The organism is Mycobacterium shottsii (assembly GCF_010728525.1).
GTDB classification, from domain to species: Bacteria; Actinomycetota; Actinomycetes; order Mycobacteriales; family Mycobacteriaceae; genus Mycobacterium; species Mycobacterium marinum.
In genome coordinates this window covers 4,648,888-4,673,633 of sequence record NZ_AP022572.1, presented here as the reverse complement: position 1 = coordinate 4,673,633, position 24,746 = coordinate 4,648,888, and the positions used below count along the sequence as shown (strand labels likewise).

Sequence of the window (24,746 nt, the reverse complement as noted above, 5' to 3'; positions counted from 1 at the left end):
CGTCAATACGCGTCGTAGAAGCCGCTGTTAGCCTTGCGCAGCGCCCAAACGTAGTCCGCACGCTCGTGCGCCTCTGACCCTTTGGTGTCCGGAGCCGACAACAGCCCGCGCACCTGGTTGAGATCCTGAAATCCTTTGCGGCTCATCCTGCCCTGCAACTCCCGGAGCAACACGGCCGCATACTCGGGGCCGTGGCGCAGCAGGGCTGACGCGGTCTGCACGACGTCCGCCCCGGCCAGCAGATACTTGGCGACATCGCTGGCGTGCTCTACTCCAGTGGTCGCGGCCAGCGAGGCTCGCGTCCGGCCGTGCAGCAACGAGATCCAGGTCAGCCCCAGGCACGTGTCTCCCGGGGTGGACAGCGTGATACCGCGAACCAGGCTGAGGGTCTCGGGGTCGATGTCAGGCTGCAGAAACCGGTTGAACAGCACCAGTCCGTCAGCGCCGGCAGCATCGAGCCGATGTGCCATGTCGGCGGTGGCGCTGAAGTATGGGCTGAGTTTGACCGCGACGGGAACCGTTGTCGCGGTCTTGACCTCATCGAGCACCTCCAGGTGGCGCTGCTCGACGGCATGGGCGTTGAGGCCGGTATCACCGGGAAGGTAGTAGATGTTGAGCTCAATCGCGGCCGCGCCGGCCTCTTGCATGGAATGGGCGTAGCGCGCCCAGTTGCCGGGTGTGGACGCGTTGAGGCTGCCGATGATCGGGATGTCCACCGATGCGGACGCGCGTTCGATCAGGCGCAGGTATCGCTGGGCCCGGCTGGCTACGTCGACGGCAGGAGGAAAGTAGCTCAGCGACTCGGGCGAGCTTTCGCTGCCCTGGGCGGCCATCAGTTCGTTCTGCTCGGCTTCGCGACGCAGTTGTTCCTCGAACAGCGAATACAGGACCACCGCGCCGACGCCGGCGTCGGCGAGCGCACGGACGCCGTGCAACGTCTGGCTCAGCGGCGATGCCGAGGCCAGCAGCGGACTGCGCAGGTTAAGTCCGAGGTAGGTAGTCGACAGGTCCATCAGCTCTCCCTCCGGGAATCGGACGGAAACTCTTGTGGCGCGCGAGAAGCCATGTCTTCGTAGACTTCCCAGCGCTGGTCGATTGACTCTTCGGCCAGCGCGAGCAGGCGGTCAGCCTCGTCGGGGTCAGAGTTGGCCAGGCTGCGGAAGCGTAGCTCGCGGTCGCGATAGTCAGCAAGCGCCAGCCGGGGACGGTGGGAATCCAGCAGGAATGGCGGGCGGCCGGTGGAGCGCAGCACTGGGTTGTAGCGAATCAGTGGCCAGTGCCCGCTGGCGACCGCGCGGTACTGCTGGTCCAGGCCGTAGCGCAGCTCGAAGCCGTGCGCGATGCAGTGGCTGTAGGCGATCACCAGCGAAGGGCCGTCGTAGGCCTGGGCCTCCCGGAAGGCCAGCAAGGTCTGCTGTGGATCGGCGCCCATGGCGACCCGCGCCACGTAGACGTTGCCATACGAAATAGCCTGCAGCGCTACGTCTTTACGCGGAACCGTCTTGCCCCCGGCGGCGAACTTGGCCACCGCGCCCAGCGGTGTGCTCTTCGACATCTGCACGCCGGTGTTGGAATACACCTCGGTGTCGAGCACCAGCACGTTGACGTTGTGGCCGCTGGCCAGCACGTGGTCCAGCCCGCCGGCGCCGATGTCGTAGGCCCACCCGTCGCCGCCAACGATCCAGACGCTGCGGCGGATCAAGTGATCGATGACGCTGCGCAGCTCGTCGGCTTGCGCCGGCGCCAGACCGTCCAGCTCATCGAGGCGGGCGCGCAATTCGGCGACCCTTTCGCGCTGGGCGCGCAACTCCGATTCACGGTCTTGCGGGGCGGCCAGGATGGCATCGACCAGATCCGCGCCCAGCACGTCGCGCAGTTCGGTAAGCCGGTGCCGGGCCTGGCGCACGTGGGTGTCGGCGGCCAGCCGCATACCCAGGCCGAACTCCGCGTTGTCTTCGAACAGCGAGTTCGACCACGCTGGGCCGCGTCCCTCGGCGTTGGTCGCCCACGGTGTGGTGAGTAGGTTGCCGCCATAGATCGACGAGCAGCCGGTGGCATTGGCGACCATCGACCGGTCGCCGAACAACTGCGAAAGCAGTTTGAGGTAGGGGGTCTCCCCACAGCCGGCACACGCGCCGGAAAACTCGAACAGCGGCTGCAGGAACTGGGTGCCGCGCACCGTCCCGAAGTCCACCCTGGATCGGTTGGCCATCGGCAGGGTTTCGAAGAACGCGATGTTCTCGCGGGCGGCGGCGAGGAGTGGTTCGCGCGGGGCAAGATTGATCGCCTTGGTCACCGGTTTGCCGGGAACGACAGCGGGGCAGGCTTCCACGCACAGATTGCAGCCGGTGCAATCTTCGGCATAGACCTGCAGGGTGTAGCGGGTGTCGGGGAGACCGACCGCGTCCAGCGGTGCCGAGGCGAAGGTGGCCGGTGCGGCATCGAGCCGGTCGCGCGGGTAGAGCGTGGTGCGAATGACACTGTGCGGGCAGACAAACGAGCAGTTGCCGCACTGGATGCAGGTGTCGGGGTCCCACACCGCAACCAGATCCGAGATATTGCGCTTTTCATAGGCGGCGGTGCCGCTGGGGTAGCTGCCGTCGGCCGGTAGTGCGCTGACCGGCAGCCCATCTCCGCGCCCGGCGATCATCTCCGCGGTAACCGTGCGCACGAACTCCGGGGCGTGTTGGGGAACCGGCGGTTCCAACTGCCTGGTGGAGCTGACGGTGTCGGGCACTTGGACCGGGTGCAGGCCGGCCAGCGCGTGATCGACGGCGTTGACTTCACGGGCCACCACGTCGGCGCCGTGGGCGGCATAGGTCTTGGCAACGCTGGCCTTGATCTTGGCGATCGCCTGATCCACCGGCAGCACACCGGCGATCGCGAAAAAACAGGTCTGCAAGACGATGTTGATCCGGCCGGCCAGGCCGACCTCGCGCGCGATCTTGCCCGCGTCGACCACGTAGAGCCGGATGCGCTTGTCGATGATCTGTTGCTGCACCGGGGCGGGCAGGCTGTCCCACACCCGCTCGGGTGGGCGCGCGCTGTTGAGCAACAGTGCGGCACCATGGGCGGCCCGGCCCAGCACGTCAACCTTGTTCAGGAACCGCTGGTGGTGGCAGCCGACGAAGCTCGCCTGTTGCACCAGGTACGGCGCCCGAATCGGTTGCGGGCCAAACCGCAGATGCGAGACGGTTTGTGAGCCGGATTTCTTGGAGTCGTAGACGAAATACCCTTGGGCATAGATATTTTCCTCGCGACCGAGAATTTTGATGGTGTTCTTGTTGGCGCCCACCGTGCCGTCGGAACCCATGCCGAAAAACACGGCTTTGGTGGTCGCGGGCGTCTCGATGTCGAAGTCCGGATCGTAGCTGATGCTGGTGCCGCTGACGTCGTCGTCGATGCCCACGGTGAAGCGAGTGCGCGGACGCTGGCCGGCCAACTCGGCGAAGACACCGGCGACCATTCCCGGGGTGAATTCCTTGGACGACAGGCCGTAGCGTCCCCCGCAGACCACCGGCAGCGATGATCTCTGCCCGCTGCTATAGGCCTGGGCCAGGGCGGCGGTGACATCCAAATACATTGGCTCGCCGTGGGATCCGGGTTCCTTGGTGCGGTCCAGGACCGCGATCGCGCGGATCGTCGGGGGCAGGGCCGCCAGCAGGGCCTCGGCCGGAAATGGACGGTAGAGGCGGATTTGGGCCACCCCGACGCGCTCGCCGCGCTCGGTGAGGGCGGTCAGGGTTTCGGCCGCGGTCTGACCGCCGGATCCCATCAGCACCATCACCCGCTCGGCCTCGGGGTGATCGGTGTAGTCCACGATGTGCATTGGGCGCCCGGTGCGCTCGCCGAGCTCGCGCAGCAGCCCCTCGACCACCTCGGGCACCCGGGCATAGAACGGGTTCACCGTTTCGCGGGCCTGGAAATATGTGTCGGGATTCTGGGAGGTGCCGCGGATGGACGGCCGATCCGGCGACAGCGCCCGGTCGCGGTGGGCCAGGACCAACTCCTGGGGGACCAGCGCGCGCAAGTCGTCGTCGGTGAGCACCTCGATGGTGTTGAGCTCATGGGAGGTGCGGAAACCGTCGAAGAAATGCACGAACGGCACTCGGGTGCGCAGGGTGGCGGCCTGGGCGATCAGGGCCAGGTCGTGGGCCTCCTGCACCGAGGCCGATGCCAGCAGCGCAAATCCGGTCTGGCGCACCGCCATGACATCCTGATGATCGCCGAATATCGAAAGTGCCTGTGCTGCAATCGATCGAGCAGCGACATGCATCACCGCCGAGGTCAGTTCGCCGGCGATCTTGTACATGTTGGGGATCATCAGCAGCAGGCCTTGGGAGGCGGTGAACGTCGTCGTCAACGCCCCGCCTTGCAGGGAGCCGTGCAGTGCTCCGGCCGCCCCGCCTTCGCTTTGCATCTCCACCACCGTCGGCACCGTGCCGTAGATGTTGGGCCGGTGCTGGTTTGACCAGGCGTCGGCGAGCTCGGCCATCGGGGAGGAGGGAGTGATCGGATAGATACAGCAGACTTCGTTGAGCCGGTAGGCCACCGATGCCGTCGCTTCGTTGCCATCCACCGTGGTGCGCGTCATCGTGGCTCCGCAATCATCTCGATGGCGTGCACCGGGCATTGGTCATACCAGGTCGCACAACCCGTGCAGCGGTCGTAGTCGAAGCGGTAACGGTGGCCGCGCCCGAGCTTGATCACCGCATCCTCCGGGCAGGCGCCCAAGCAACCGTCGCACTCGAAGCAGTTGCCGCACGACAGGCAGCGCCCGGCCTCGAACGTCGCGGCCTCCGCGGACAGGCCGCCCATCACTTCCTCGAATCCGCTGATCCGGTCCTCGGGGGAGAGTTCGGGTTGCTGGCGGCGGCGGGCGTCGCCGAAATACCACAGGTGCAGCCGGTCGAAATCGGCGGCCGGATGCTTGGGATGGCGTTGGGCGGGGTCTCCCCGTAGCCACGCGTCGATGTAGTGGGCGGCTTTCTTGCAGTGCCCGACCCCGACGGTGACGGTGCGTTCGCAGGGCGCCATGTCGCCGCCGGCGAACACCCCGGGGCAGCCGGTCATCAGCGTCGGGGAGACCCGCACGCTGCCGTCACGGTCGAATTCCACCCCGGGCAGCGTGCGCATGAACGCCGATTCGGTTTCCTGTCCCAGTGCCATGATGACCGTGTCGGCGGCCAGCGTCTCAAACCGCCCGGTCGGCCGGGGGCGCCCGGTGTCGTCGAGTTCCATTTGCTCGACCCGGATTTCGTGATCGTCGAACGCGGTGATGGTGCGCAGCCAGTTGATCTGCACCCCCTCGCGCTGCGCGTCTTGGCGCTCCTCTTCGTGCGCGGGCATCTGAGCTTCGGTGCGCCGGTAGATGATCACGGTGTCCTGCGCGCCGAGCCGGCGCGCGACGCGGGCGGCGTCCATGGCGGTGTTGCCGCCGCCGTAGACCGCGACGTGGCTTCCGAGTTCGGGCTTTTCGCCCGCAGCCACCTGATGCAGGAATGACACGGCGTCGATCAGCGATCTTGCGTCACGAGAGGGGATGTTGACCCGCTTGGCCAGGTGGGCACCGACGGCGACGAACACCGCGTCGAAGTTTCCGGTCTCGCGTTCTTCGGCGAGGTCTTCGACACGGTGTCCGGTCGTGAGCTACACGCCCAGGGCGGCGATGCGTTCGATTTCGGCGTCCAGCACATCGCGGGGGAGCCGGTAGCTCGGGATGCCGTAGCGCATCATTCCGCCCGGTTCGGCGCCGGCGTCGCGAACCTCGACGTGATGCCCACGCCGGGCCAGGTGATAGGCCGCCGAGAGTCCGCTGGGTCCGGCGCCGACAACGAGCACTCGCTTGCCGGTGGGCTGCGGTGCGGTCTGGAAGCGCCACTGTTTCTCGCGTGCGGTGTCGCCGAGAAAGCGCTCGACCGCGTGGATGGACACCGATGCATCGAGATGTGCCCTGTTGCAGACGGATTCGCGCGGGTGATAGCAAACCCGGCCGTGGATGGCGGCAAACGGATTGTCGGCGGTCAGCTGACGCCAGGCCCGCTCGTGCTCGCCGACGCGGGCGTGGGCGAGCCAGGCCTGGATGTTTTCGCCCGCCGGGCAACCGGCGTTGCAGGGCGGCAACAGGTCGACGTACACCGGGCGACGTTCTCGGTCGGGGCCGGCGCGGTGCCGTCCGTGTAGCAGGTCGGGCAGGGGCGTGACATCTTCGGATGCTGGTTCGGGTGCTGGCGCCGCTACCTCGGGCACGTCACCGGGGGACTGCTCGGGCACCATGGTGGCAACGATATGACCCGGGCATGGTGGTGTGCAGCTTTCGTTTGGCCTTCAAGGTAGGGACTTCTGACCCTGATCGTGGACTGAGGTGTGGGTGAATGCTAGAGGGATGGAGCATCTAACCCCCCTCGATGCGACTTTCCTGGAGGTTGAGGACAGCGATCCGCATGTGAGCCTGGCGATCGGCGGTGTGTCGATTGTGGAAGGGCCGGCTCCGGCTTTCGGGGAGTTCGTCGACTCGTTCGCGGAGCGGGCGTCGGCGATTCCGCGCTTCAAACAGATCCTGCGGACCCATCCGCTCGATCTCGGTTCACCCGAATGGGTCGCGGACCCGCACTTCGACGTTTCGCGACATGTGCACCACCTTGCGCTGCCGCAACCGGGCGGCGACGCCGAACTTTTCGAGATGATCGCGACGGTGATGGAGCGACGGCTCGATCGCGACCGTCCGCTCTGGGAGTGCTATCTCATCGAGGGGCTCAGCGATGACCGGTGGGCGGTGCTGACCAAACTGCATCGCCGATGGCATCGCGACAACGCAGATGTTGGCCAAGTTCGGTGACGAAAGCGGCGGTGGCGGGTCCTTTGCCACCGAGATTCGTGCGGCCAAAGAGCCGGCTCCGCACGGGCCGGGGCTTCCGGTGAAGGTTAGCCTGAACCCGCTGAACTGGGTGACCGGGATTGTGCGGGGCGCTCTGGGTGCGGTCTCCGTTGTCGAGCATGTCGCGTTGGGGGCCGCCGAACTGACCGGCAGTCTGCTCAGTCCCGCGCCGGAAACGTCACTGAGCGGGCCTGTCACCACGCTGCGGCGCTTCAGCGTGGCGCGGGTGCGCTTGTCTGATCTGCACACGGTTGCGCGAGCATTCGACGTGACGCTCAATGACGTGGCGTTGGCGGCGATCACCAGCAGCTACCGGTCGATTCTGCTGGAGCGGGGGGGAAAAGCCCGGCCACACCTCGCTGCGCACACTGGTACCGGTGTCGGTGCGCGGGATGAGCCACTTCAACATGACTGACAATCAGGTCTCGGCGATGCTGCCCTTGTTGCCCGTCGATGAGGAAGACCCGGTCAAACAGCTCGAGCTGGTACACCGTCGGTTGGTCGAAGCCAAAGCCAGCGGCCAGCGTGAAGGCGGCACCGCGTTGGTTGCCGCGGCGAAAAGCGCGCCATTTGCGTTCTCGGCGTGGGCGGTACGGTTGCTGAGCCGGTTGCCGCAACGCGCGGTGGTGGCGTTGGCGACGAATGTGCCCGGGCCGCGGGCCGAGCAGAAACTGATGGGTCGGCGCGTGCTGGAGATGTTGCCGATTCCACCGATCGCGCTGAACCTGCGTACCGGGGTCGCGATGGTCAGCTACGGCGACAACTTCGTCTTCGGGATCACCGCCGACTACGACACCGCACCGGATATCGAGGTGCTGGCCGCCGGGATCGAGGACGGGGTGGCGCGATTGGTGAAGGAGAGCCGCGGCAAGCGGGGGAGCGCGGCGGGCTGAACCCCGACATCGCCTGTTCGGCTATGGTGTTGGCTCCTATGGCCGCACTGGCCGCTACGAGAAGCTCCGGCGCCCAATGCCTTACGTGGTCTTTTCGGTCTTTCGGCATTTTGTGACCATCCGGCCCTCGGTGCCGGCAATGCTGCAGGTGAATATCGAAGTTAAATAGGCTTCATCGCCGACTACGCCATGAGCACCTCGAGCTCGATGCGGCTAAACGACTGGCGACTCGAATTCGACTTCCCAGTAGGAGAATTCATCTCGGACTCGTGGAACAACTACCGTGGGACGGGCAAGTTGGGGCATAGGGCAATGTAGTCGACATCGGGCGATATCCATTCGCGCCAATCATGGCGGCTGATGTTGGATGTGAGCTTCGAACACAGAACCGTGACGGTGGCATCCAGCGGCGTGGGCCAGACCCGCACCGTAGCGTCGGCGCTGCTGGACACCAAGGTGTGCCCGTCGGGGCTGAACGCCACACCAAGGACGCTGTCGGTGTGGCCCCGCAGGGGTTGGCCTAGCCCGGCAGGGGTCAGATTGGTGAGGTCCCAGAGCTGCACGGTTTGGTCAGAACTGCCCGACGCTAGCGTATGACCGTCGGGGCTGAACGCCACCCGATTCACGTATCCGCTATGTCCGTGCAGGGGGTGCCCCAGCGGGCTCGGGTGCGCCGGGTCGGTGAGGTTCCACAGCACGACGGTGTCGTCGCCGCTGCCGGAAGCGAGCAAGCGGCCGTCAGCGCTGAAGGCCACGCCAAGAACGGCGCTGCTGTAGCCATACAAGGGTTTGCCGAGCTGTTGCGCGTGGGCTGGGTCGGTCAGATCCCACAGCGCGATGGTGGTGTCGTCGCTGCTGGACGCCAGGGTGTGTCCGTCGGGGCTGAAGGCGAGGCTTTGCACGGTGCGAGTGTGGCTGCGCAGGGGTTGGCCGAGCTGTCGCGGGTGTCCTGGATTGGTCAGATCCCATAGCGCGATGGTGGTGTCGTCGCTGCCGGAGGCCAGGGTGTGTCCGTCGGGGCTGAAGGCGAGGCTTTGCACGGTGCGAGTGTGGCTGCGCAGGGGTTGGCCGAGCTGTCGCGGGTGTCCTGGATTGGTCAGATCCCATAGCGCGATGGTGGTGTCGTCGCTGCCGGAGGCCAGGGTGTGTCCGTCGGGGCTGAAGGCGAGGCTTTGTACGGTGTCGCTGTGGCTGCGCAGGGGTTGGCCGAGCTGTCGCGGGTGTCCTGGATTGGTCAGATCCCATAGCGCGATGGTGGCGTCGTCGCTGCCGGAGGCCAGCGTCTGCACGTCAGGGCTGAACACCGCACTGCGCACGGGGCCGGTATGTCCCCGAACGGGCAGCACAGTATTGAGGTTCCACAACCGGATGGTGCCGTCGTGGCTTCCGGTGGTCAGGGTGTGTCCGTCGGGCCCGAACGCGATGCTCCATACGGTTCCGTGGTGGCCAGTCAGAGGTTGCCCCAACGGACCGGGCTGCGCTGGATCTGTGACGTCCCATAGTCGCACCGTGTCGTCGACGCTGCCGGAGGCCAGGGTGTTTCCGTCGGGACCGAACGCCACGCTGGCCACACCGGCGCTGTGGCCCTGCAGGGGTGTGCCCAGGGGGCCTGGGTGTGCGGGGTCGGTGAGGTTCCACAGTCGGATGGTGCCGTCGTCGCTGCCGGAGGCCAGGGTGTGTCCGTCGGGGCTGAACGCGACGCCGGCGACACTGGCGCTGTGGCCTTCCAGGGGTGGGCCTAGGGGGCCTGGGTGTGCGGGGTCGGTGAGGTTCCATAGCCGGATGGTGCCGTCGTGGCTGCCGGAGGCCAAGGTGTGTCCGTCGGGGTTGAACGCGATGCTGGCGATGCTGCCCGTGTGGCTTTGGAGGGGTTGGCCGAGCCGTCGCGGGTGTGCCGGGTCGGTGAGGTTCCATAGTCGGATGGTGCCGTCGTGGCTGCCGGAGGCCAGGGTGTGTCCGTCGGGGCTGAATGCGACCTCGGCGACACCGGCGCTGTGGTCTTCCAGGGGTGGGTCCAGGGGGCCTGGGTGTGCGGGGTCGGTGAGGTTCCACAGTCGGATGGTGCCGTCGTGGCTGCCGGAGGCCAGGGTGTGTCCGTCGGGGCTGAACGCGATGCTGACCACACCGGCGCTGTGGCCCTGCAGGGGCGGGCCTAGGGGGCCTGGGTGTGCGGGGTCGGTGAGGTTCCACAGCTGGATGTTGCCGTTCTCGCCGCCGGAAGCCAGGGTGTGCCCGTCGGGACTTATCGCAACGGTGTTAACGGGTGCTTGCGTGGGGATGATGATGCGAGTGGTGTTCAGCGCCGCGGTGGCCGTGTAGAACGCGCCGCGGCTGGCGGCTGGGTTGGAACGCAACTGTCGTGCCGCCAGGGTGGCGGCGAGCGCGCGAATATCGCTCTCCGCGATGGTCCCGGAGAACACCAACGAGGCCTGCGCATCGAGTTGGGCGGCCAGTGCGTCGCGGGCTTGACGGGTGGCGCGGTTGAACATGATCACCGCGGTCGCGGCGCCTACCACGGCGATAACGGCGATGACGGACGTTCCGGCGATTACCGCGCGCAGGACGCGAGACCGCTGTCGTAGGGCGGCGGCGCTCTCTTGAGCCTGCTCGCGCGCTTGGGTTTCGGCGGCCGCGAGTTTCTTGGCGGCCTCGAGTTCGGCCCGCTGGCGTTGCTTCTCGAGCTCGGCTCGTTCGTTTTCGCAGTGCCGGGAGGCCAGCAGGTAGTCGTGGGTTTGGTTGAGGCGTTCGCGGAATCCGGTTTTGGCGGCTAGGTTTTCGGCTGCGGCCAGCTGGGATCCGCGCAGCAGCCAGGCTTCGTCGCGCCGCTTTTTCTCCCACTCGGCGGCGCTGCGTTCCAGCGCGTCGGCCGCCTTGAGGTCTTCGACCTCGTCCGCCAGCCAGCCGGAGAGATCGCCCCATTGGCGCAGCAGACTCTCCAAGGCGACCTCGACGATGACCTCTCCGTCGCGTAGGTCTTTGATCAGCAACCGGCGGGCCAGGAACCGCTCTAGCAGCGGGCGGCTGTCATCGGGCAGGTCGGCCCAGCGTACCAAGCGGCGCATCGGCTGGTCGTTGTCGGGATTGATGGTGGCCAGCCACGGGATGAACGCCGCTCGCAGCAATTTGAGTTGCTGGGCCCGCTCGTCGGGATCCGAGGACAGAATCTCGTGGATCTCGACTTGCACGACGCCATCGATTCCGCCCCGCTTGGCGTAAGGCTCGAGAGTGAGCCGGCCCGTCGACCCGTAGTCGCGGTACAGCCATGCCAGCGTCAGTGACAGCAGCGGCAGCGTGTCTGCGCCGCCGGTGGCGTCGGCGAGCAGGTGGCGCACCAGTTCCTCGTCGAGGTACAGCGGGCGTCCGCCGTCCGTCGAACGCTGCGCAGGTCCGGTGATCACCCTGTTGAACTGGGTTGCGTCCATCGGCCGAAGGTCGAACTGCTTGGTCTGCAGCCCGGCAAGCTGTGGAGCGGTCTGCATCAGCTCGTAGCGGTCGGTGCGGATCGTCGCTGCCACAATCAATGGCAGCCTGTCCTGGCCGTTCGTGCCGAGAGCCAGATCCCGGATGAGCGCCAACAACCCGGCGGCCTCCACGCCGGCGTCGCTGGTGAACAGCTCTTCGGCCTGATCCAGCGGCAACACCAGGGTCACCGGGGTGTCATCGGCAGCCCCGGTTGCCGGTTGTCGGTTGGCGGCGGCACGGCACTCCAGCAGCCACGTCCGCAGCCGGGCCACGTCGCCGCTCGCGCACGCTTCCTTGATGTCGCCCAGCGGCGGCTGTGCCAGGCCGAGGCGTTGCCGCGTGGTGCAGATCGCCTGTGCCAGCCCGCAGGCGCCGGTGAGCGCCTTGAGCTCGGGGCGGACAATGTCGAGGACGAGATACTTGCTTGCCTGTCTTTGCAGCCGGGGCACGATTCCCGCACGCAGAAAACACGACTTGCCGGCTCCGGACGCACCCAGCACCACGAACAGCGTCTCGTCGCTCGCACGCATCCCGCGCAGGGCGTCCATCGCCCGCGCCACCTCGGCGTCCCGACCGAAAAAGACGCCCGCGTCGACCGGCTGGAAGGGTTCCCATCCGAGGTATGGCGGTCGGTCCGGTTGCGACGGTGGTGGCCAGGGGAACGACGCGGCCCCCATGCCGGCGCGCGGGATGTCCTCGAGTCCAAGGGGCGCGGTGTCTCTAGGCGATGGCGAGTCGCCGAGCTTTGGGGTCTGCGTGGCAACCTGGGAGCGCTGTCCGGCCGTGGTGGTCTGCCCGCCCGGCGGCGTCGCCAGTGCGGCAGCTGCCGCCATCGCGAGTTCACCAGCGCTGGGGTAGCGATCGTCGGGTTGTTTCGCCATGCCACGGGCAATGACATCGTCGAATCCCGCGGGCACGGCGGACCGGCGCTCACTCGGCTTCGGCGGGGGCGTGGCGAGATGCGCCGTCATTTGCAGCGCTACCCGGTCACCAGGGAATGGCATTTCGCCGGTAAGGCATTCATAGAGCAAACATGTCAGCGAATAGACGTCGGCGCGGGCATCGATGACGTCGCTCATCATTCGTTCGGGGGCCATGTATGCCCACGTTCCGGCGGTGCGGCTCTCGGCGGTCAATTTGGCGCCGGTACCGTCCTGGGCCAGGCCGAAATCGATCAGGTAGACGAATCCTTGATCGGTCATCAAGGCGTTGGATGGTTTAACGTCCCGGTGCACCAGCCCATGGGTGTGGGCGGCATCCAGAGCGGCTGCGATCTGTTCGACCATTCCAACGGCTCGCGCCGGAGTCATGGGACCGTCGCGCTGGAGCGCGACCTCGAGGTCAACCCCGTTGATGATCGGCATTACCAGGTACAACTGGCCGTCAATTTCGCCGGTGTCGTGGACGGGGATGATGTGCGGGTCGGTCAACCGAGCCGCGATGAGAGCTTCCCGGCTGAACCTCGCGCGAAAACCCGGCTCGTTGGCCCGATCGGCAGGCAAGATTTTGATCGCCACGTCGCGTCCCATAACGGTGTCGTGCGCCTTATATACCGTGCCTGCAGCACCCTGTCCGATGAGCTCGAACAACCGATATCGACCGAATTCCCTGGCGTCCAATTGATTACGCTCTCAACCTAACTGTTCTGCACATCACCCGACTCTTCTAACGTGCCGCGTACCGCCCAATTTGTAGCCCATAAGGCATGCTTCCGACACTCTTTTGGAGATTCCCCATCGCATTAGCGGGGTGATGTCGATGTCGTAGGTGGGGCGACGTGCATCGTAGAGCAACACGGTATAGGCGCCGCCGAGAAACACGAAGTCGACCCGGTGCGGATGTGGCCAACAGCACCCGCTCACCGAGAAGCGCGCTGTGACCTCCCCGCGGCTGTCCCCGCCGCGTCGCGCAACTCCTCGTAGGCTCGCAACGTCAGGTCTGCCAGTCGTGTCGGATCCTCGATGGCCGCGGCGTTGGCGATGAACCCGAAGTCCATATTGTCGTGGTAGGAGGCCAGCGTGGCGTTGAGCCCGATGGCGGCGGCGAACGCGGAGACCGGGTAGATGCCGAGGAGTCGGGCTCCGTTGAGGTATCGGATGTCTGAGGCGCCTGCGACGTTGGAGATGACCAGGTTGCACGCCGGGTGCGCGATGCGATCGAGATGGGTGGAGGCGCCCACGCCGGCGAGCGCGACGAGTCCGACCGCGTAGGTCATGGCCGCTTCCTTCGACATGGCGCCGAGTTCTTTTTTGGCGGTGGCCACCGAGTTCATTACTTGCCCGATCCGTTCTGGCATGCTCGCCCGCGGCTGGCCGAGCCGCACGAAGATCGCCGACACCCGTGTTCCGATCGTGGTGTCGTCGTCGGCGCGCAGCGAGACCGGACACATCGCGATGAAAGGATGGGCGAACTCGCGCTCGGTCTCGCGCAGGTATGCGTGCAGTCCGCCGTCGATGACGCTGGCGGCGACGTCGTTGAGGGTGGCCCCGAAGTGATGGCCGATTTCGCGCATCTCGGCAAGCGGCAGCGACAGTGTTGCGAACCGTCGACGGATTTCCAGCGGTGCGTTGGTGGGGGCGTGCTGCGCGCCGAACGGCAGACTGCCCTCGAGGTGGGATCCCAGCAGACCGGAAAGCACCTTGCGCGCCGCGCCGACAGCGACCTGGTTCAGCGCCGTGAACTCGGTGACTGCCCCGCGGATCGAGTGGGCGACCTTCTCGGCCAGCGGCGTGGGCGGGTGCGGTTCGGGGACGGGCGCATCGAGTGCGAATGCGGGCTTGGGGATGGTGTCGCGGTCGGAGGTGCTCAGTCCCTCGTAGAGCCGCTTGAGGCCGGATTCGCCATCGATGATCGAATGGTGCGTCTTCGTGTAGATCGCGAACATGTCGTCCGGCACACCATCGATCACCCAACACCGAAACAGCGGCCGGTGCCGGTCGAGTTGTGGTTCGTGTAGATCGGCAACCAGGCGCAGCAGATCGTCGTAGCCGGCGCCGGCGGGCAACGCCAGGTGCCCAACGTGCTAGTGCGGGTCCCAGTTCGCCACCTCCCGGAAATGGGGCGCGCCCCGGACCAGCAGTTCCGGGACATAGTTGAACGGCGGCGTGGGTGAGCACCCTCGGTAGGCGGCCACGATCTCGTCCACGGGATCTCGGCCGAACGGCTTCTTGAACAGCAACATCGCGCCGACGTGTGTGGTGCCGGCCGGCGACTCGAGCAGCAGCCAGGAAAGATCCAGTGGCGGAATCGGTTTGGTCATCGCCGAGCTCCCATCCGAGATCCGGGCCACCGTGTGATCGTCCATCGGGGCAGGGCGCTCAAGGGTCCGTACCCAGGATGCTCCCTCGCGACGACCGCGGTCGACGAGGGCCTAAGGGCCCTTGCTGTGCAAGCCGTAAGTCCCTGCGGCTAGGTGTGAGACCGGCCGGTTCGGCAGTCCCGGCGCCGGGGCCGCTCGGATAGTCGTTTCGAACCTTTGGCAGCGTCGAATCGCGCCCTGGACAGGATCGGGGAAATCGCCGAAAGCCTGTTCGTGCGTCTGCGATCGTTCTGACCACCCCTGACCGCCAACCCGGCTAACATTCTGTAGCGGTCCTGAGGTTGTCGGACTACCGGGTATGGGAGCCGCCGATGTCGACATACATGATCGCAGCGCCCGATGCTTTTTCCGTAGCGTCGGGGGAGCTGGCCGGTATCGAGGCGGCGGTCAAGGGGGCGGCCGCGGCGGCGGCACCCTCGACGACGGGGATCATCTCCGCGGCGGCAGACGAGGTGTCCACGGCCATCGTGCGGCTTTTCGGCAGCTACGCTGACGAGTTTCAGACGCTGAGTGCGCAAGCGACGCGGTTTCAGGCCCAGTTTGAGCGCGCGTTGAGCGAGGCCGGGGCCGCCTATGCGGCCGCCGAGGCCGCGAACGTGTCGCCGTTGCGGGCGTTGCTGCAAGAGGCGGAGAGCCTCGGGGTTTTCGCACCCATTGAGCGGCTCATCGGGCGTCCGCTGTTCGGCAACGGTTCCGTCGCGGCCGCGAGCACCGGGGCCACCGAGGCCAGCTCGCTGCTCACCTCGGGCACCAACCAGGCAGGCCTGGGCGGGGCGGTGAACTACGCCGCCGCCTAGGCGCTCGCCGCTCCGGCTACCGGGGCGACCGGGGTCAAGTCGGGGTTCTCGTTCCTGCAGATTCCGATCGGCCCGTCGGAATTCCTGGGCATCACGATTCCGCAATTCAACTTCCCCGCCCCCGCACACTGGTACTTCCCGACGCAGGCCGACGGTTCGGTCAACGCCAACGGCGTCATCTACCTACAGCACGGCTTCGGGGCGATCGGCTGGTTCTACCAGCCGCTGGCCATGCAGCTGGCGCAGCAGACCAACAGCATCGTGGTGGTTCCCACCGTGCCTTCGATTCCGTTGCCGTTCGGCATGTGGATCGGCGGTGCGCAGATGCAGCAGGGCGTGGGCTCGTTGTTCCTGGGCAGTCAGACGGCGCTGAACATCAGCGCGAACCAGGCCGGCTACCTGGGCACGTTGCCGCAGGACTTCATCTTGTCCGGGCACTCCGCCGGCGGTGGGCTGGCCTCGATCGCGGCAGGCAGCTACCTGGCGAACCTTGGGGCGGCCACCAACAACCTACAGGGTGTGGTGATGTTCGACGGGGTCGCGTCGAATGCCTCGGCCTTCGGGGCTGCGGTAGCCAACCTGCAGGCGGCGAATGTTCCCATCTATGTGGTGGCAGCACCACCGCAGCCGTGGAATGCGTTCGGTGCCAACACGAATCAACTGGTCAGTCTGTACCCAGGCCAGTTCACCGGGGTCGAGATTGTCAACGGCTCACACGTCGACTCGATGCTGGGCGGAAATCCCCTCATCGACTTCGCCGCCCAGCTGCTGACCGGGTTCTCCCCGCCCGGCGCCACCCAGGCCGTGTACACGTTGTCCTCGGGGTGGATCAACGACATCTGGGCCGGTGCCGACCCGCTAAACCCGATCTACGGCATCTACGGACCCACCGGTGGCTACGTCGCCCCCGGCGGCCAGGCGATCTTCCTCGGGCCGACCGCCGGGATCGTGTTGCCGGCGTAGTCGAGTCGGCGCAGACGAACGGGACGCCGGTTCCGGCGGCGACCCGCCGCCGCGGTCCCGGGGATCAGCCCCGGAGCGCAGGTTGTTCACCCACTCGCGCCGCCGTCGAACAGGGCGCCCGCATCGGCGGCGACTGGCGCAACACCCAAGGACCGCAGTATCTTCCACGACGTCGCGGTTGCCGCCGAGATCACCGGCAAGCCCAGCATCGCCTCAGCGGCGGGAATCGCTGCCAGGGAGGGCATTTGGACGCATGCCGACAACACGACGGCGTCGGCGTCGTGGGTGTCGAGCCGATGGGCGATGTGCGGCAGGCGCATCGGGTCCAGGCGTCCCACCGCACGGTTGTCCTCTACCTCGAGGCTGATCACATCCATTACCTCGATGCCCTCGGCTTCGATGTAGTCGACCACCTGCGACGTAAGCGGTTTCATGTAGGGCGCAACCATCGCGATCTTCTTGGCGCCCAGTTCCCGGATGCCCTCGACCAGAGCGCCGGCGCTGGAGATCACCTCGACGGTCCCGCCGGATTGAGAGGCAACCTTTGCCAAGCGCTCTACGATTGTGCGGTGTGCGTTGGGTCCGGCGGCCATCACGGCGACCAGACAGGCGTAGGCCATCACATCCACGGCAGCGTCGGCGAGCTCGGTCGTCGCGCGTTCCGCGCTGGCGTTCATCGCCATGAGCTCTTGTGGATCAACCTTTTTCATTCGCATGCGACTGGCATGGAAGGTAAAACGATCACCGGTTGTGTTGCTGTTGGCGCGCAGCACTTCAGGAACCTCGGCTTCCATTGTCGTGTTCGAGCTGGGTACGAGTAAGCCGACGCGGTAGCTCGACATCTTTCCGCCCTCTGACACGGGGATACAGATTCGACTCATTCAGCCTGGCCCCGACATGTCCGGCGTGTCAACCAGTTACATGGAGCTCGGCTCGCCGCGCTGACGCGGTCGTGCCTCTCAAGGGATAGCGGGCCCGCTCGTGCCGGCGCTGCCGCCGTTCAGTCCGGCCTGGCCGGACTGGCCGTTGGCACCGGTACCGCCCGTGGCGCCGGGTTGGCCGGCGGTGCCGGAGGGCGGAACGGGATTGTCATCCATGTCGAAGGAGGTGCCACCGTCGCCGCCGTCGCCACCGGCGCCGCCGCCACCGCCGTCGCCACCGGAGCCGGCGTCGCCCCCTGCACCGACCATGCCCGACTGGCCATAGGTGCCGCCCGCGCCGCCGGTGCCGCCGGTGCCGCCATTGCCGGGCGCATTGGGATTGTCGAAAGAGTCGCCGCCGGTGCCACCAGTGCCGCCGCTGCCGCCGGTGCCATACAGACCGCCGGTCCCACCAGCGCCGCCGGCGCCGCCGTTGCCGCCGATGCTGCCGGTGGCCCCGGTGCCGCCGTTGCCGCCAGTGCCGGCGTTGGCGTTGTCGTTGGTGGTGAGCGAGCCGCCATTGCCGCCGTTGCCACCGGCCCCGCCTCCGTTGCCTCCGTTGCCTCCGTTGCCTCCGTTGCCGCCGTTGCCGCCGTTGCCGGCGGTGCCGAAAATGCCGCCGGAGCCACTCGAGTGCCCGCCGTTGCCTCCGTTGCCGCCGGCCCCGCCGTCGGCGCCGCCATCGCCACCGTTGCCGCCCCAGCCGCCGACCAGCGGACCAAATCCGCCTCTACCGTCGTCGCCGCCGAGGGTGCCCGGCCCGCCGGTCCCACCGTTGCCGCCATTGCCGCCGAAGGGATTGTCGTCGATGATCCCGCTGTTGAAGCCGGCGCCGCCGGTGTCTCCTTGCTCCCCGGCGGTGGTGCCGTTGCTGCCGGTTTCGCCGTTGCCGTCGCCGCCGTTGTCGGTGGTGCCGGCCGCACCGGGATCGGCGTGGCTGGTCACCGGGTTGGGGGTGGGGTTGACTCCGGGCGCGCCGGTAGCCCCGTTGCCGCCGGCCCCGCCATCACCGCCGTTGCCGTAGAGGCCGCCGCTGCCACCCGTTCCGCCGGCGCCGCCGTCAGCGCCGGGTGTGGTGGGGGTGTAGCCGTTGCCGCCTTTGCCGCCATTGCCGGCAGTGGTGGTGGGTGTGGACCCGAAACTGCCGTTGGCGCCGGTGCTGGAGCCGCGGCCGCCGATCCCGCCGGCCCCGCCGGCCCCCTGGTCACCGGAGGCGCCGAACACTCCGCCGTGGCCGCCGGACCCGCCCCGACCACCGGCTCCGCCGACCCCGCCGACTCCACCGTTTCCGGCATCGCCGTCGCGACCCCCGGCTGCCGGAATGGCGCCTCATGGCCGCACGCGCGGTGGCCCGCCGCGATGAGCTGGCTAGGTCCTGTCTGCTAATTGCGGACGCGGTGGTAGGTGATGATGGCGGCCAGGGTGACACCGCCGAGGTAGGTCAGGGCGTATTTGTCGTAGCGGGTGGCGACCGCGCGCCAGTGTTTGAGCCGGTTGAAGCTTCGCTCGACGGTGTTGCGGTGCTTGTAGATTCGGCCTGAGAACCCCGGAGGCCGTCCTCTGTTGCGGCCTTTAGCTTTGCGGCGGGTGATCTGGTCGCTGCGCTCGGGGATGGTGTGGGCGATCTTGAGCCGGCGCAGCTGTGCCCGCGTCGAGTCATGGGAGTACGCCTTGTCCGCCAGCAGGCGATACGGGGCGTATGAGTTGCTGCACCGGGCGGCCAGCAGTGGCCAAAGCATCGGATTATCACCGGCTTGACCGGCCGACAGTGCCAGGGTGACCGGACTGCACAGCTGGTCGGTCAAGGCGTGGATCTTGGTAGTCAGCCCGCCGCGGGAACGCCCAATGGCGTGGTCATCGGGCTCATGGAGATATTTCTTGTAATTCGACAGATCCCCCTGTGCGGCGCCCGGGGCGCTCCGGCTGCGTGTTGGTGGGCGCGCACACTGGTCGAATCGACCGACAACAGTGCGCCCAGGTCGGCGTCCTCGGCGTCGAGGTCAGAGGCGATCGCCGCGAAGATCCGCGCGTAGATGCCGTCGACCGACCAGCGTAGATGCCTCTCGGCCACCGATTGCCAGGGACCGAAGTGCTCGGGCAGGTCACGCCACGGAGATCCCGTACGGTAACGCCAGATAATGCCCTCCAGAGTACGTCGATGATCGTTCCACGGCCGGCCACGCCGCCGCCCCGCAGGCAACACCGCCACGATCAGCGACCACAAATCATCAGAAATCGCATGCGTCCGCATCACCCAAACAGCATCAGCCAAAACACCATTCACATTAAGCAGACACGCCCTAGGCCGCCATCGCCGCCGCGACCGCCGTCGCCGTACACCAGTCCACCCCGGCCGCCCGCACCGCCGGTCCCGCCGGCGCCCCACAGCCATCCGCCGCTGCCACCGGCCCCGCCGGCCCCACCAGCTCCGCTTGTCGAGCTTCCGCCGGACCCGCCCGCGCCGCCGTTGCCGTACAAGATGCCCCCCGCGCCGCCGTTGGCCCCGCTGCCCGAGGCTGCATCGGAGCCGTTGCCGATCGGTGGGCGACCCAATAACGCCTGCGTGGGTCTATTGACCACGTTGACCAGGTCCTGGCCCACTGTCTGCAACACCGCGGCGCTTGCGGCTTCAGCCCCGGCATATGACTCCGCGCTCGCGGTCAACGCTTGGACAAACCGGTCATGAAACGCCGCTGCCTGCGCGCTGACCGCCTGATAGGCCTGCGCGTGGTTACCAAACATCACCGCCACAGCCGCCGAGATCTCATCGGCGCCCAATGCGCCCACCAGCATTGCGGTCGGGCTCGCCGCGGTAGCACTGGCTGTACTGATACTCGAACCGATACCGGCCAGCTGCGCGGCCGCAGCCTCCAACAGCTGCGGTGCCGTCACCACAAATGACATAGTCGATCACCCCATCCGGCCGGAAACCACACCACACCGCCCGCCGTTAGCCGGGGCGATCGTCAACACCCCTGATGCTAGCGGTCTGGGTTCTAGCGTTTCCTGATTTGGGCAAAGGTGATGAGACACATCAAGGGCTGGCCACCGCCGGCGCACGAGTCCGCCCGCGAGGCCGACCACCGAAGCCGTGCGCCGACAACGATGTCTCGCTGGAATCGCCGCTCGAAGTGTTGGTAGCCGATAGGAGTTGTCCAGGCACCACCCCACCGCCAGCCGTGATCGGCGAAGGCAGGCACAGCCGGATCGCCCTTGGGTGGGAGTCCGGCGTCGCTGCGGCCGCGATCCGGACACGCCGGCTCGTTCTTCGGTTGGAATACTCCCGCCGCGTCGATGTAGGTCTTTGCTCGATTGCCGAAGGCGTGTGGAGACGATTGGCCGGGTCCCGTGATGGCCCGGCAATTGAGGGTTGACGTATTGTCCTGAGTCGATAGCTGATCATCGGCGGCCACTGATAGTGGTCGCCCCTGCGAATGTTCTCGATGGGAAAGCGCAGTCGGTAGAGCCGCTTGAAGATCGTGATGACCTCCACCGCCAGATCTTCGTGCACGATCAGTTCGCGACGATGGAACGCGGCGTCAAAACCGATGTGGTTGAACTCGATTAGGCGTAACCGCGTCGGTCCGATCGGCCAATCCGGGTGCCAGGTTGCGCCGAGGTCGGCGGCAGTCACCGGGTAAGCACTCGCACCGAAAGGTGCGGGCGCCACGGCGCACTGCCGAGCAGGACTGCAGCCGCGATCTTTTCAACGAGTAAGGCAACAGGCTGTCCGAAAAGCGTCGGCCGGTGATGAGCTATCAGCGTTGCCTGCACACTCGCCCGATGATCACACACAGCCGACGATATCCGGGGTCGGCGGGCAACAATCGCGCGCCGCACGATCATCGGTTCGGAGTCACTACGCTGACGCAGGTAAGCATCGACAGCGGCTCGCCTTCTCGCCGGACCCGGCCAGAACGTCCGGCCGGGTTGCCGCCTGCGCGAAAAGTGCGCAAGGCCATCGCCGTTGGAACTAGTTTGCTCACCCTCGTTGCGGCATGTGCACCCCACCAGCCGACACCCCCAGCGCCATCGCAGGCCGCACCCGCACCGGTACAGGAGAGCCCGAGGCCCACCATGCCCGCCGTGGATGCGGCTGGCCTGGCTGCCTTCGCGCCCGTCTCTCGGCTGATCAACGACGCCATTGCGGCCGAGCGGCTACCGGGAGCCGTCGTCGTGGTCGGCCACGGCGGCAAGATTGTCTTCCACCAGGCCTATGGCTCCCGCAAACTCGCAGGTGAACAGGGGCTCGATGGGGTGTCGGCACCCGCGGAGCCGATGACCGAAGACACGATCTTCGACATCGCGTCGTTGACAAAATGCCTCGCGACGGCGACGGCAATCATGCAGCTATACGAACAGGGCAAGGTTGGGTTCGACGATCCGGTGCAGAACCATTTGCCCGGCTTCAACCCCGCGAACGACCCACAGCGTGCCCAAGTGACGGTCCGCATGTTGCTGACACAGACCTCCGGCGAACCGGTAGATGTCGCCCTGCAAGATGCATGGGGGCTGGACGCCGCAGACCGAGCGGAAGGCATTCACCGTGCGCTGAGCACGCCGCTGCAGTCGCCGCCAGGGCGGGAGTTCCGATACTCCGACATCAACTACATTTTGTTGGGCGCGCTGCTCGAGAAAATCGCTGGTGAGACCGAAGACGGCTACGTTGCGCAACACGTATTCGCCCCAATCGGCATGCAAGACAGCGACTTTCTTCCTGCGGCCAAAGCCTGCGGTCCACATAGCGTGAGAGGAGCCGCGATCGGGTGGACTCCCGCGCCGGCAGGGCGCCCGCGGGCGCCCTGCCCTGCGGGTATCTGGGACACCGCCCTGCTGTCGCATATCGCGCCAACCGCACTCGATGAGGAGAGCGGTGCCGATCCAAGCCAGAACCCCAATTTCAACCGGCTGCTTCGGGGCACGGTGCATGACCCTACAGCGCGCCGCATGGGATGGGGGGAGTGGCCGGGCACGCCGGGGTGTTCTCCACGGCGAACGATGTCAGCAGCTTCGCGCAGGCCCTGCTCGATCGTCTTGCGGGCCGCCCCAGCACATTTCCACTGAAACGGGCGACGTGCGAGTTGATGACGACCCCGCAGCAGCCCGGACATGACATGGCGCAACTGGACGCCGCGAACGCCGCCGCGCGAGAAGCGCTTGCGCACCGGCCGAACCGAGCAGATCCGATGCTGGCTCCGCGCTATCCGGCGATCAGCGGGCAAACCCTGTTTGGGTTCGGCTGGGATATCGACACGCCATATTCCGCGCCGCGGGGCGTGGTCTTTCCTATCGGCAGCTTCGGTGGCACCGGTTTCACCGGAACCTCGCTGTGGATAGACCCGGGTTCCGACAGCTATGTGGTTCTGCTCTCGAACGCAATTCATCTGCGGGGCAGCACACCGATTTCGGACCTGCGTGGACAGGTGGCCACAGCGGCCGCCCTGGCGCTGGGCCTGTAGCAGGTGGCCGCCGGCCCTGCGAGCAGACGCAGAATCGCACGCGCGGGGACGCGCAAGTGCGATTCTGCGTCTGCTCGCGGCGAAACGGGCCGCTACTTCTGGCGCAGCGCGACTATCTGGCTGCTGCGGCTACCGACATAAACGGTGCCCATGTTGTCAACAGCCAGACCCCACGGAAAATCGAGTCCGGTGAAGGGCAGCTCGATTTGCGTCGTGGAACCCGCCGGCAGTTTGAGCGTCCGATTGTTGCCGCTATCGGTGACATACACCGCGCCCTCGTTGTCGAGCGTGACGCCGCCGGGCTGGTTGAGGCCGGTAAAGGGCAGCGCTATTTGCCTTTTCGATCCTGCGGGCAGCGCCAGCACTCGGTTGTTGCCGCCGTCGGCCACGTAGACGGTGCCGCTGCCGTTGACCACCAGGCCGGTCGGACTATTAAGACCGGTAAAGGGCAGTTGGGTTTGCATGTTGGAGCCGGCCGGAAGCGCTACCACTCGGTTCTTGGCCGTGTCGGTGACATAAACGGTGCGGCTGCTGTCCACCGTAAGACCCGTCGGATTGCCCAGATCCGTGAAGGGAAGCGTGATTTGGGTTGATGTTCCGGCGCGAAGCACCAGGACCCGCCGATTGCAGGCGTCGTTTACATACACGGTGCCGCTGTTGTCTGCGGTCACCCCGGTCGGATAGCTGAGGCCTTCGAAAGGCGGCACGGCCGGGGTGGTTGAGCCGGCGGACAACGCCAGTATCCGATTTTGCAGAGTGTCACCGACGTAGACCGTGCCGCCATAATCCACCGACAAACCCTGCGGGTCACGCAATCCGGTGAACGGCAGCGTCACCTGGTGGAATCGCTGCTCTCCCGAATGCAACGTGGTCACGGTGATCACGGCGGCAACGGTCGCCGCGACGACAAGCAGGGCAGCGGCCGAGATAGCGACCGCCTTGCGGCGCCACCAGGGCCGTGACGGTGATCGTGGCTGCTCGGCTGGCCGCCCGGCGGTGGGTTCGCGCGGTGGCGACGGATGTCGCAGCCGTCGCGGGACGGTTGTTGCGGTGGAGGTATCCGGTTGGCCCGGGCCGGCGACACCGTCGGGGCGGCCGTCGGCAACGCTGGCTTTCGGTGTCCGAGGGCGCATAGGCGGCCCCGATGGAGGCGCGGTGAGCGCCTCGCGGGCGGCGCGCGCCAACGCCACCGCGGTCTCGTAGCGATCGGCGGGATTCTTGGCCATGCCCTTGGCGATGACCGTATCCAGGCCGGCGGGCAGCCCGGGTTTGATGCGCGACGGCCGTGGCGGCGGGGCCTCGAGGTGACTGCTGATCTGTTGGTCCACGGTATTGCCGGGAAACGGATGCTGCGCGGTCAAACACTGGTAGAGCACGCAGGCTAGCGAGTAGATGTCGGCGCGGGCGTCGATCTGTGCCAGGTTGAATCGTTCCGGGGCTATGTAGTGGCAGGTGCCGATCACATCGCCGGCCGCGGTCAAGCCCAGTTCTCCTGGCGCACGTGCGATTCCAAAATGGATCAGATAGGCGAAGTCGTCGTCATCGAGCAAAATGTTGGACGGCTTGACGTCCCGGTGCAGTAGCCCGTCCCGGTGGGCGGCGTTTAGTGCCTTAGCAACCTGGTCGATGATGTGCACGGCGCGGGCGGGGGGCAGCGGTCCGCGGCTCAGCACCGATTGCAGGTCGTGGCCCTCGATCAACCGCATGTCCACGAACAGCCGTCCGTCGATTTCCCCATAGGTATGGATCGGGATCAGATGCGGGCTGGTCAATCGCGCGGCCACATGTGCTTCGCGGCGGAACCGCTGCTGAAACACCTCGTCGTCGGAGATCTCGGCAGGCAGGATCTTGACTGCGACAACCCGGTCGGTGACCGGGTCATAGGCCCGCCACACCTCGCCCATACCGCCGCGGCCCAGCAATTCGAGCAGCCGGTACTTCCCGAACGACGTTCCCTCCAACAAGGCCTCCCACTGCAAGCGGCCAGCAACTGGCCCGACCATAACGCGGCAGCAATCGCAGTCGCAGGCATTTCGATGCGCCGCGCCGCCGCACA

13 protein-coding genes and 5 pseudogenes are annotated in these 24,746 nt (G+C 66.7%); 6 read left to right on the top strand and 12 right to left on the bottom strand.

The features are described 5' to 3' along the window. Positions 1–2 precede the first annotated feature (2 nt). The 3 genes and pseudogenes from G6N41_RS21555 to G6N41_RS29825 form a co-directional block, all read right to left on the bottom strand. Positions 3–1,013: a dihydroorotate dehydrogenase-like protein gene (locus G6N41_RS21555; RefSeq protein WP_198965612.1), complete on the bottom strand. Its 1,011-nt coding sequence runs from the start codon at positions 1,011–1,013 to the stop codon at positions 3–5. Further along, positions 1,013–4,594, bottom strand: coding sequence for a pyruvate:ferredoxin (flavodoxin) oxidoreductase (nifJ, locus tag G6N41_RS21550; protein ID WP_198965611.1), 3,582 nt, complete (start codon positions 4,592–4,594; stop codon positions 1,013–1,015). The genes G6N41_RS21555 and nifJ overlap by 1 nt, the downstream gene beginning before the upstream one ends. After that, positions 4,591–6,276 (bottom strand): annotated as a pseudogene (locus G6N41_RS29825) (NAD(P)-binding protein). Before G6N41_RS29825 ends, nifJ begins: the two are co-directional and overlap by 4 nt. A gap of 109 nt (positions 6,277–6,385) precedes the next feature. Between G6N41_RS29825 and G6N41_RS21540 the strand changes: the two are divergent. Together G6N41_RS21540 and G6N41_RS30155 are read left to right on the top strand one after the other, a co-directional pair. Then, positions 6,386–7,770: pseudogene (locus G6N41_RS21540) on the top strand (WS/DGAT/MGAT family O-acyltransferase). 165 nt (positions 7,771–7,935) lie between these two features. Continuing rightward, positions 7,936–8,088, top strand: a complete 153-nt coding sequence (locus tag G6N41_RS30155) for a cellulose binding domain-containing protein (RefSeq protein WP_407663839.1) — start codon at positions 7,936–7,938, stop codon at positions 8,086–8,088. Here the strand turns inward: G6N41_RS30155 and G6N41_RS21530 are convergent. The 3 genes from G6N41_RS21530 to G6N41_RS29030 form a co-directional block, all read right to left on the bottom strand. After that, positions 8,049–12,821 (bottom strand): WD40 repeat domain-containing serine/threonine-protein kinase, encoded by a 4,773-nt coding sequence (locus G6N41_RS21530; RefSeq protein WP_231609037.1) that lies wholly within the window; start codon positions 12,819–12,821, stop codon positions 8,049–8,051. The genes G6N41_RS30155 and G6N41_RS21530 overlap by 40 nt on opposite strands. 269 nt (positions 12,822–13,090) lie before the next feature. Further along, on the bottom strand, positions 13,091–14,242 hold the full coding sequence (locus tag G6N41_RS21525) for a wax ester/triacylglycerol synthase domain-containing protein (RefSeq protein WP_321573813.1): 1,152 nt from the start codon (positions 14,240–14,242) through the stop codon (positions 13,091–13,093). A gap of 12 nt (positions 14,243–14,254) precedes the next feature. Beyond that, entirely contained in the window at positions 14,255–14,536 is a 282-nt protein-coding gene (locus G6N41_RS29030; RefSeq protein ID WP_231608644.1) for a wax ester/triacylglycerol synthase family O-acyltransferase, read from the bottom strand. Between the two features lie 326 nt (positions 14,537–14,862). Between G6N41_RS29030 and G6N41_RS29025 the strand changes: the two genes are divergently transcribed. Together G6N41_RS29025 and G6N41_RS29020 are read left to right on the top strand one after the other, a co-directional pair. Beyond that, positions 14,863–15,348 (top strand): PE family protein, encoded by a 486-nt coding sequence (locus tag G6N41_RS29025; protein WP_231608643.1) that lies wholly within the window; start codon positions 14,863–14,865, stop codon positions 15,346–15,348. Between the two features lie 231 nt (positions 15,349–15,579). Then, entirely contained in the window at positions 15,580–16,311 is a 732-nt protein-coding gene (locus G6N41_RS29020) for an alpha/beta hydrolase family protein (RefSeq protein ID WP_231608642.1), read from the top strand. 86 nt (positions 16,312–16,397) lie between these two features. On the opposite strand, the gene G6N41_RS21515 is transcribed toward G6N41_RS29020, so the two are convergent. From G6N41_RS21515 to G6N41_RS21495, 5 genes and pseudogenes are all read right to left on the bottom strand, one after another. Then, positions 16,398–17,153, bottom strand: a complete 756-nt coding sequence (locus G6N41_RS21515; protein ID WP_269469322.1) for a maleate cis-trans isomerase family protein — start codon at positions 17,151–17,153, stop codon at positions 16,398–16,400. A gap of 117 nt (positions 17,154–17,270) precedes the next feature. Further along, the gene (locus G6N41_RS21510) at positions 17,271–18,455 is read right to left on the bottom strand and encodes a PE-PGRS family protein (protein WP_231609064.1); all 1,185 of its coding nucleotides are present in this window, start codon (positions 18,453–18,455) and stop codon (positions 17,271–17,273) included. A gap of 158 nt (positions 18,456–18,613) precedes the next feature. Then, a pseudogene (locus G6N41_RS21505) lies at positions 18,614–19,485 on the bottom strand (IS5 family transposase). Positions 19,486–19,529: 44 nt separating this feature from the next. Next, positions 19,530–20,135: pseudogene (locus tag G6N41_RS29820) on the bottom strand (PE family protein); the annotation flags it as partial. A 92-nt stretch (positions 20,136–20,227) separates the two neighbouring features. After that, positions 20,228–20,644: a M15 family metallopeptidase gene (locus G6N41_RS21495; protein WP_198965608.1), complete on the bottom strand. Its 417-nt coding sequence runs from the start codon at positions 20,642–20,644 to the stop codon at positions 20,228–20,230. Positions 20,645–20,649: 5 nt separating this feature from the next. Between G6N41_RS21495 and G6N41_RS21490 the strand changes: the two genes are divergently transcribed. Then, complete coding sequence (locus tag G6N41_RS21490; protein WP_198965607.1) at positions 20,650–20,799, top strand: hypothetical protein; 150 nt, start codon at positions 20,650–20,652, stop codon at positions 20,797–20,799. 509 nt (positions 20,800–21,308) lie between these two features. After that, positions 21,309–22,690, top strand: a pseudogene (locus tag G6N41_RS21485) (serine hydrolase domain-containing protein). A 92-nt stretch (positions 22,691–22,782) separates the two neighbouring features. Here the strand turns inward: G6N41_RS21485 and G6N41_RS21480 are convergent. Then, a complete protein-coding gene (locus G6N41_RS21480) occupies positions 22,783–24,651 on the bottom strand; it encodes a serine/threonine-protein kinase PknD (RefSeq protein WP_198967963.1) in 1,869 nt (622 codons plus the stop codon). Positions 24,652–24,746: the final 95 nt, after the last annotated feature.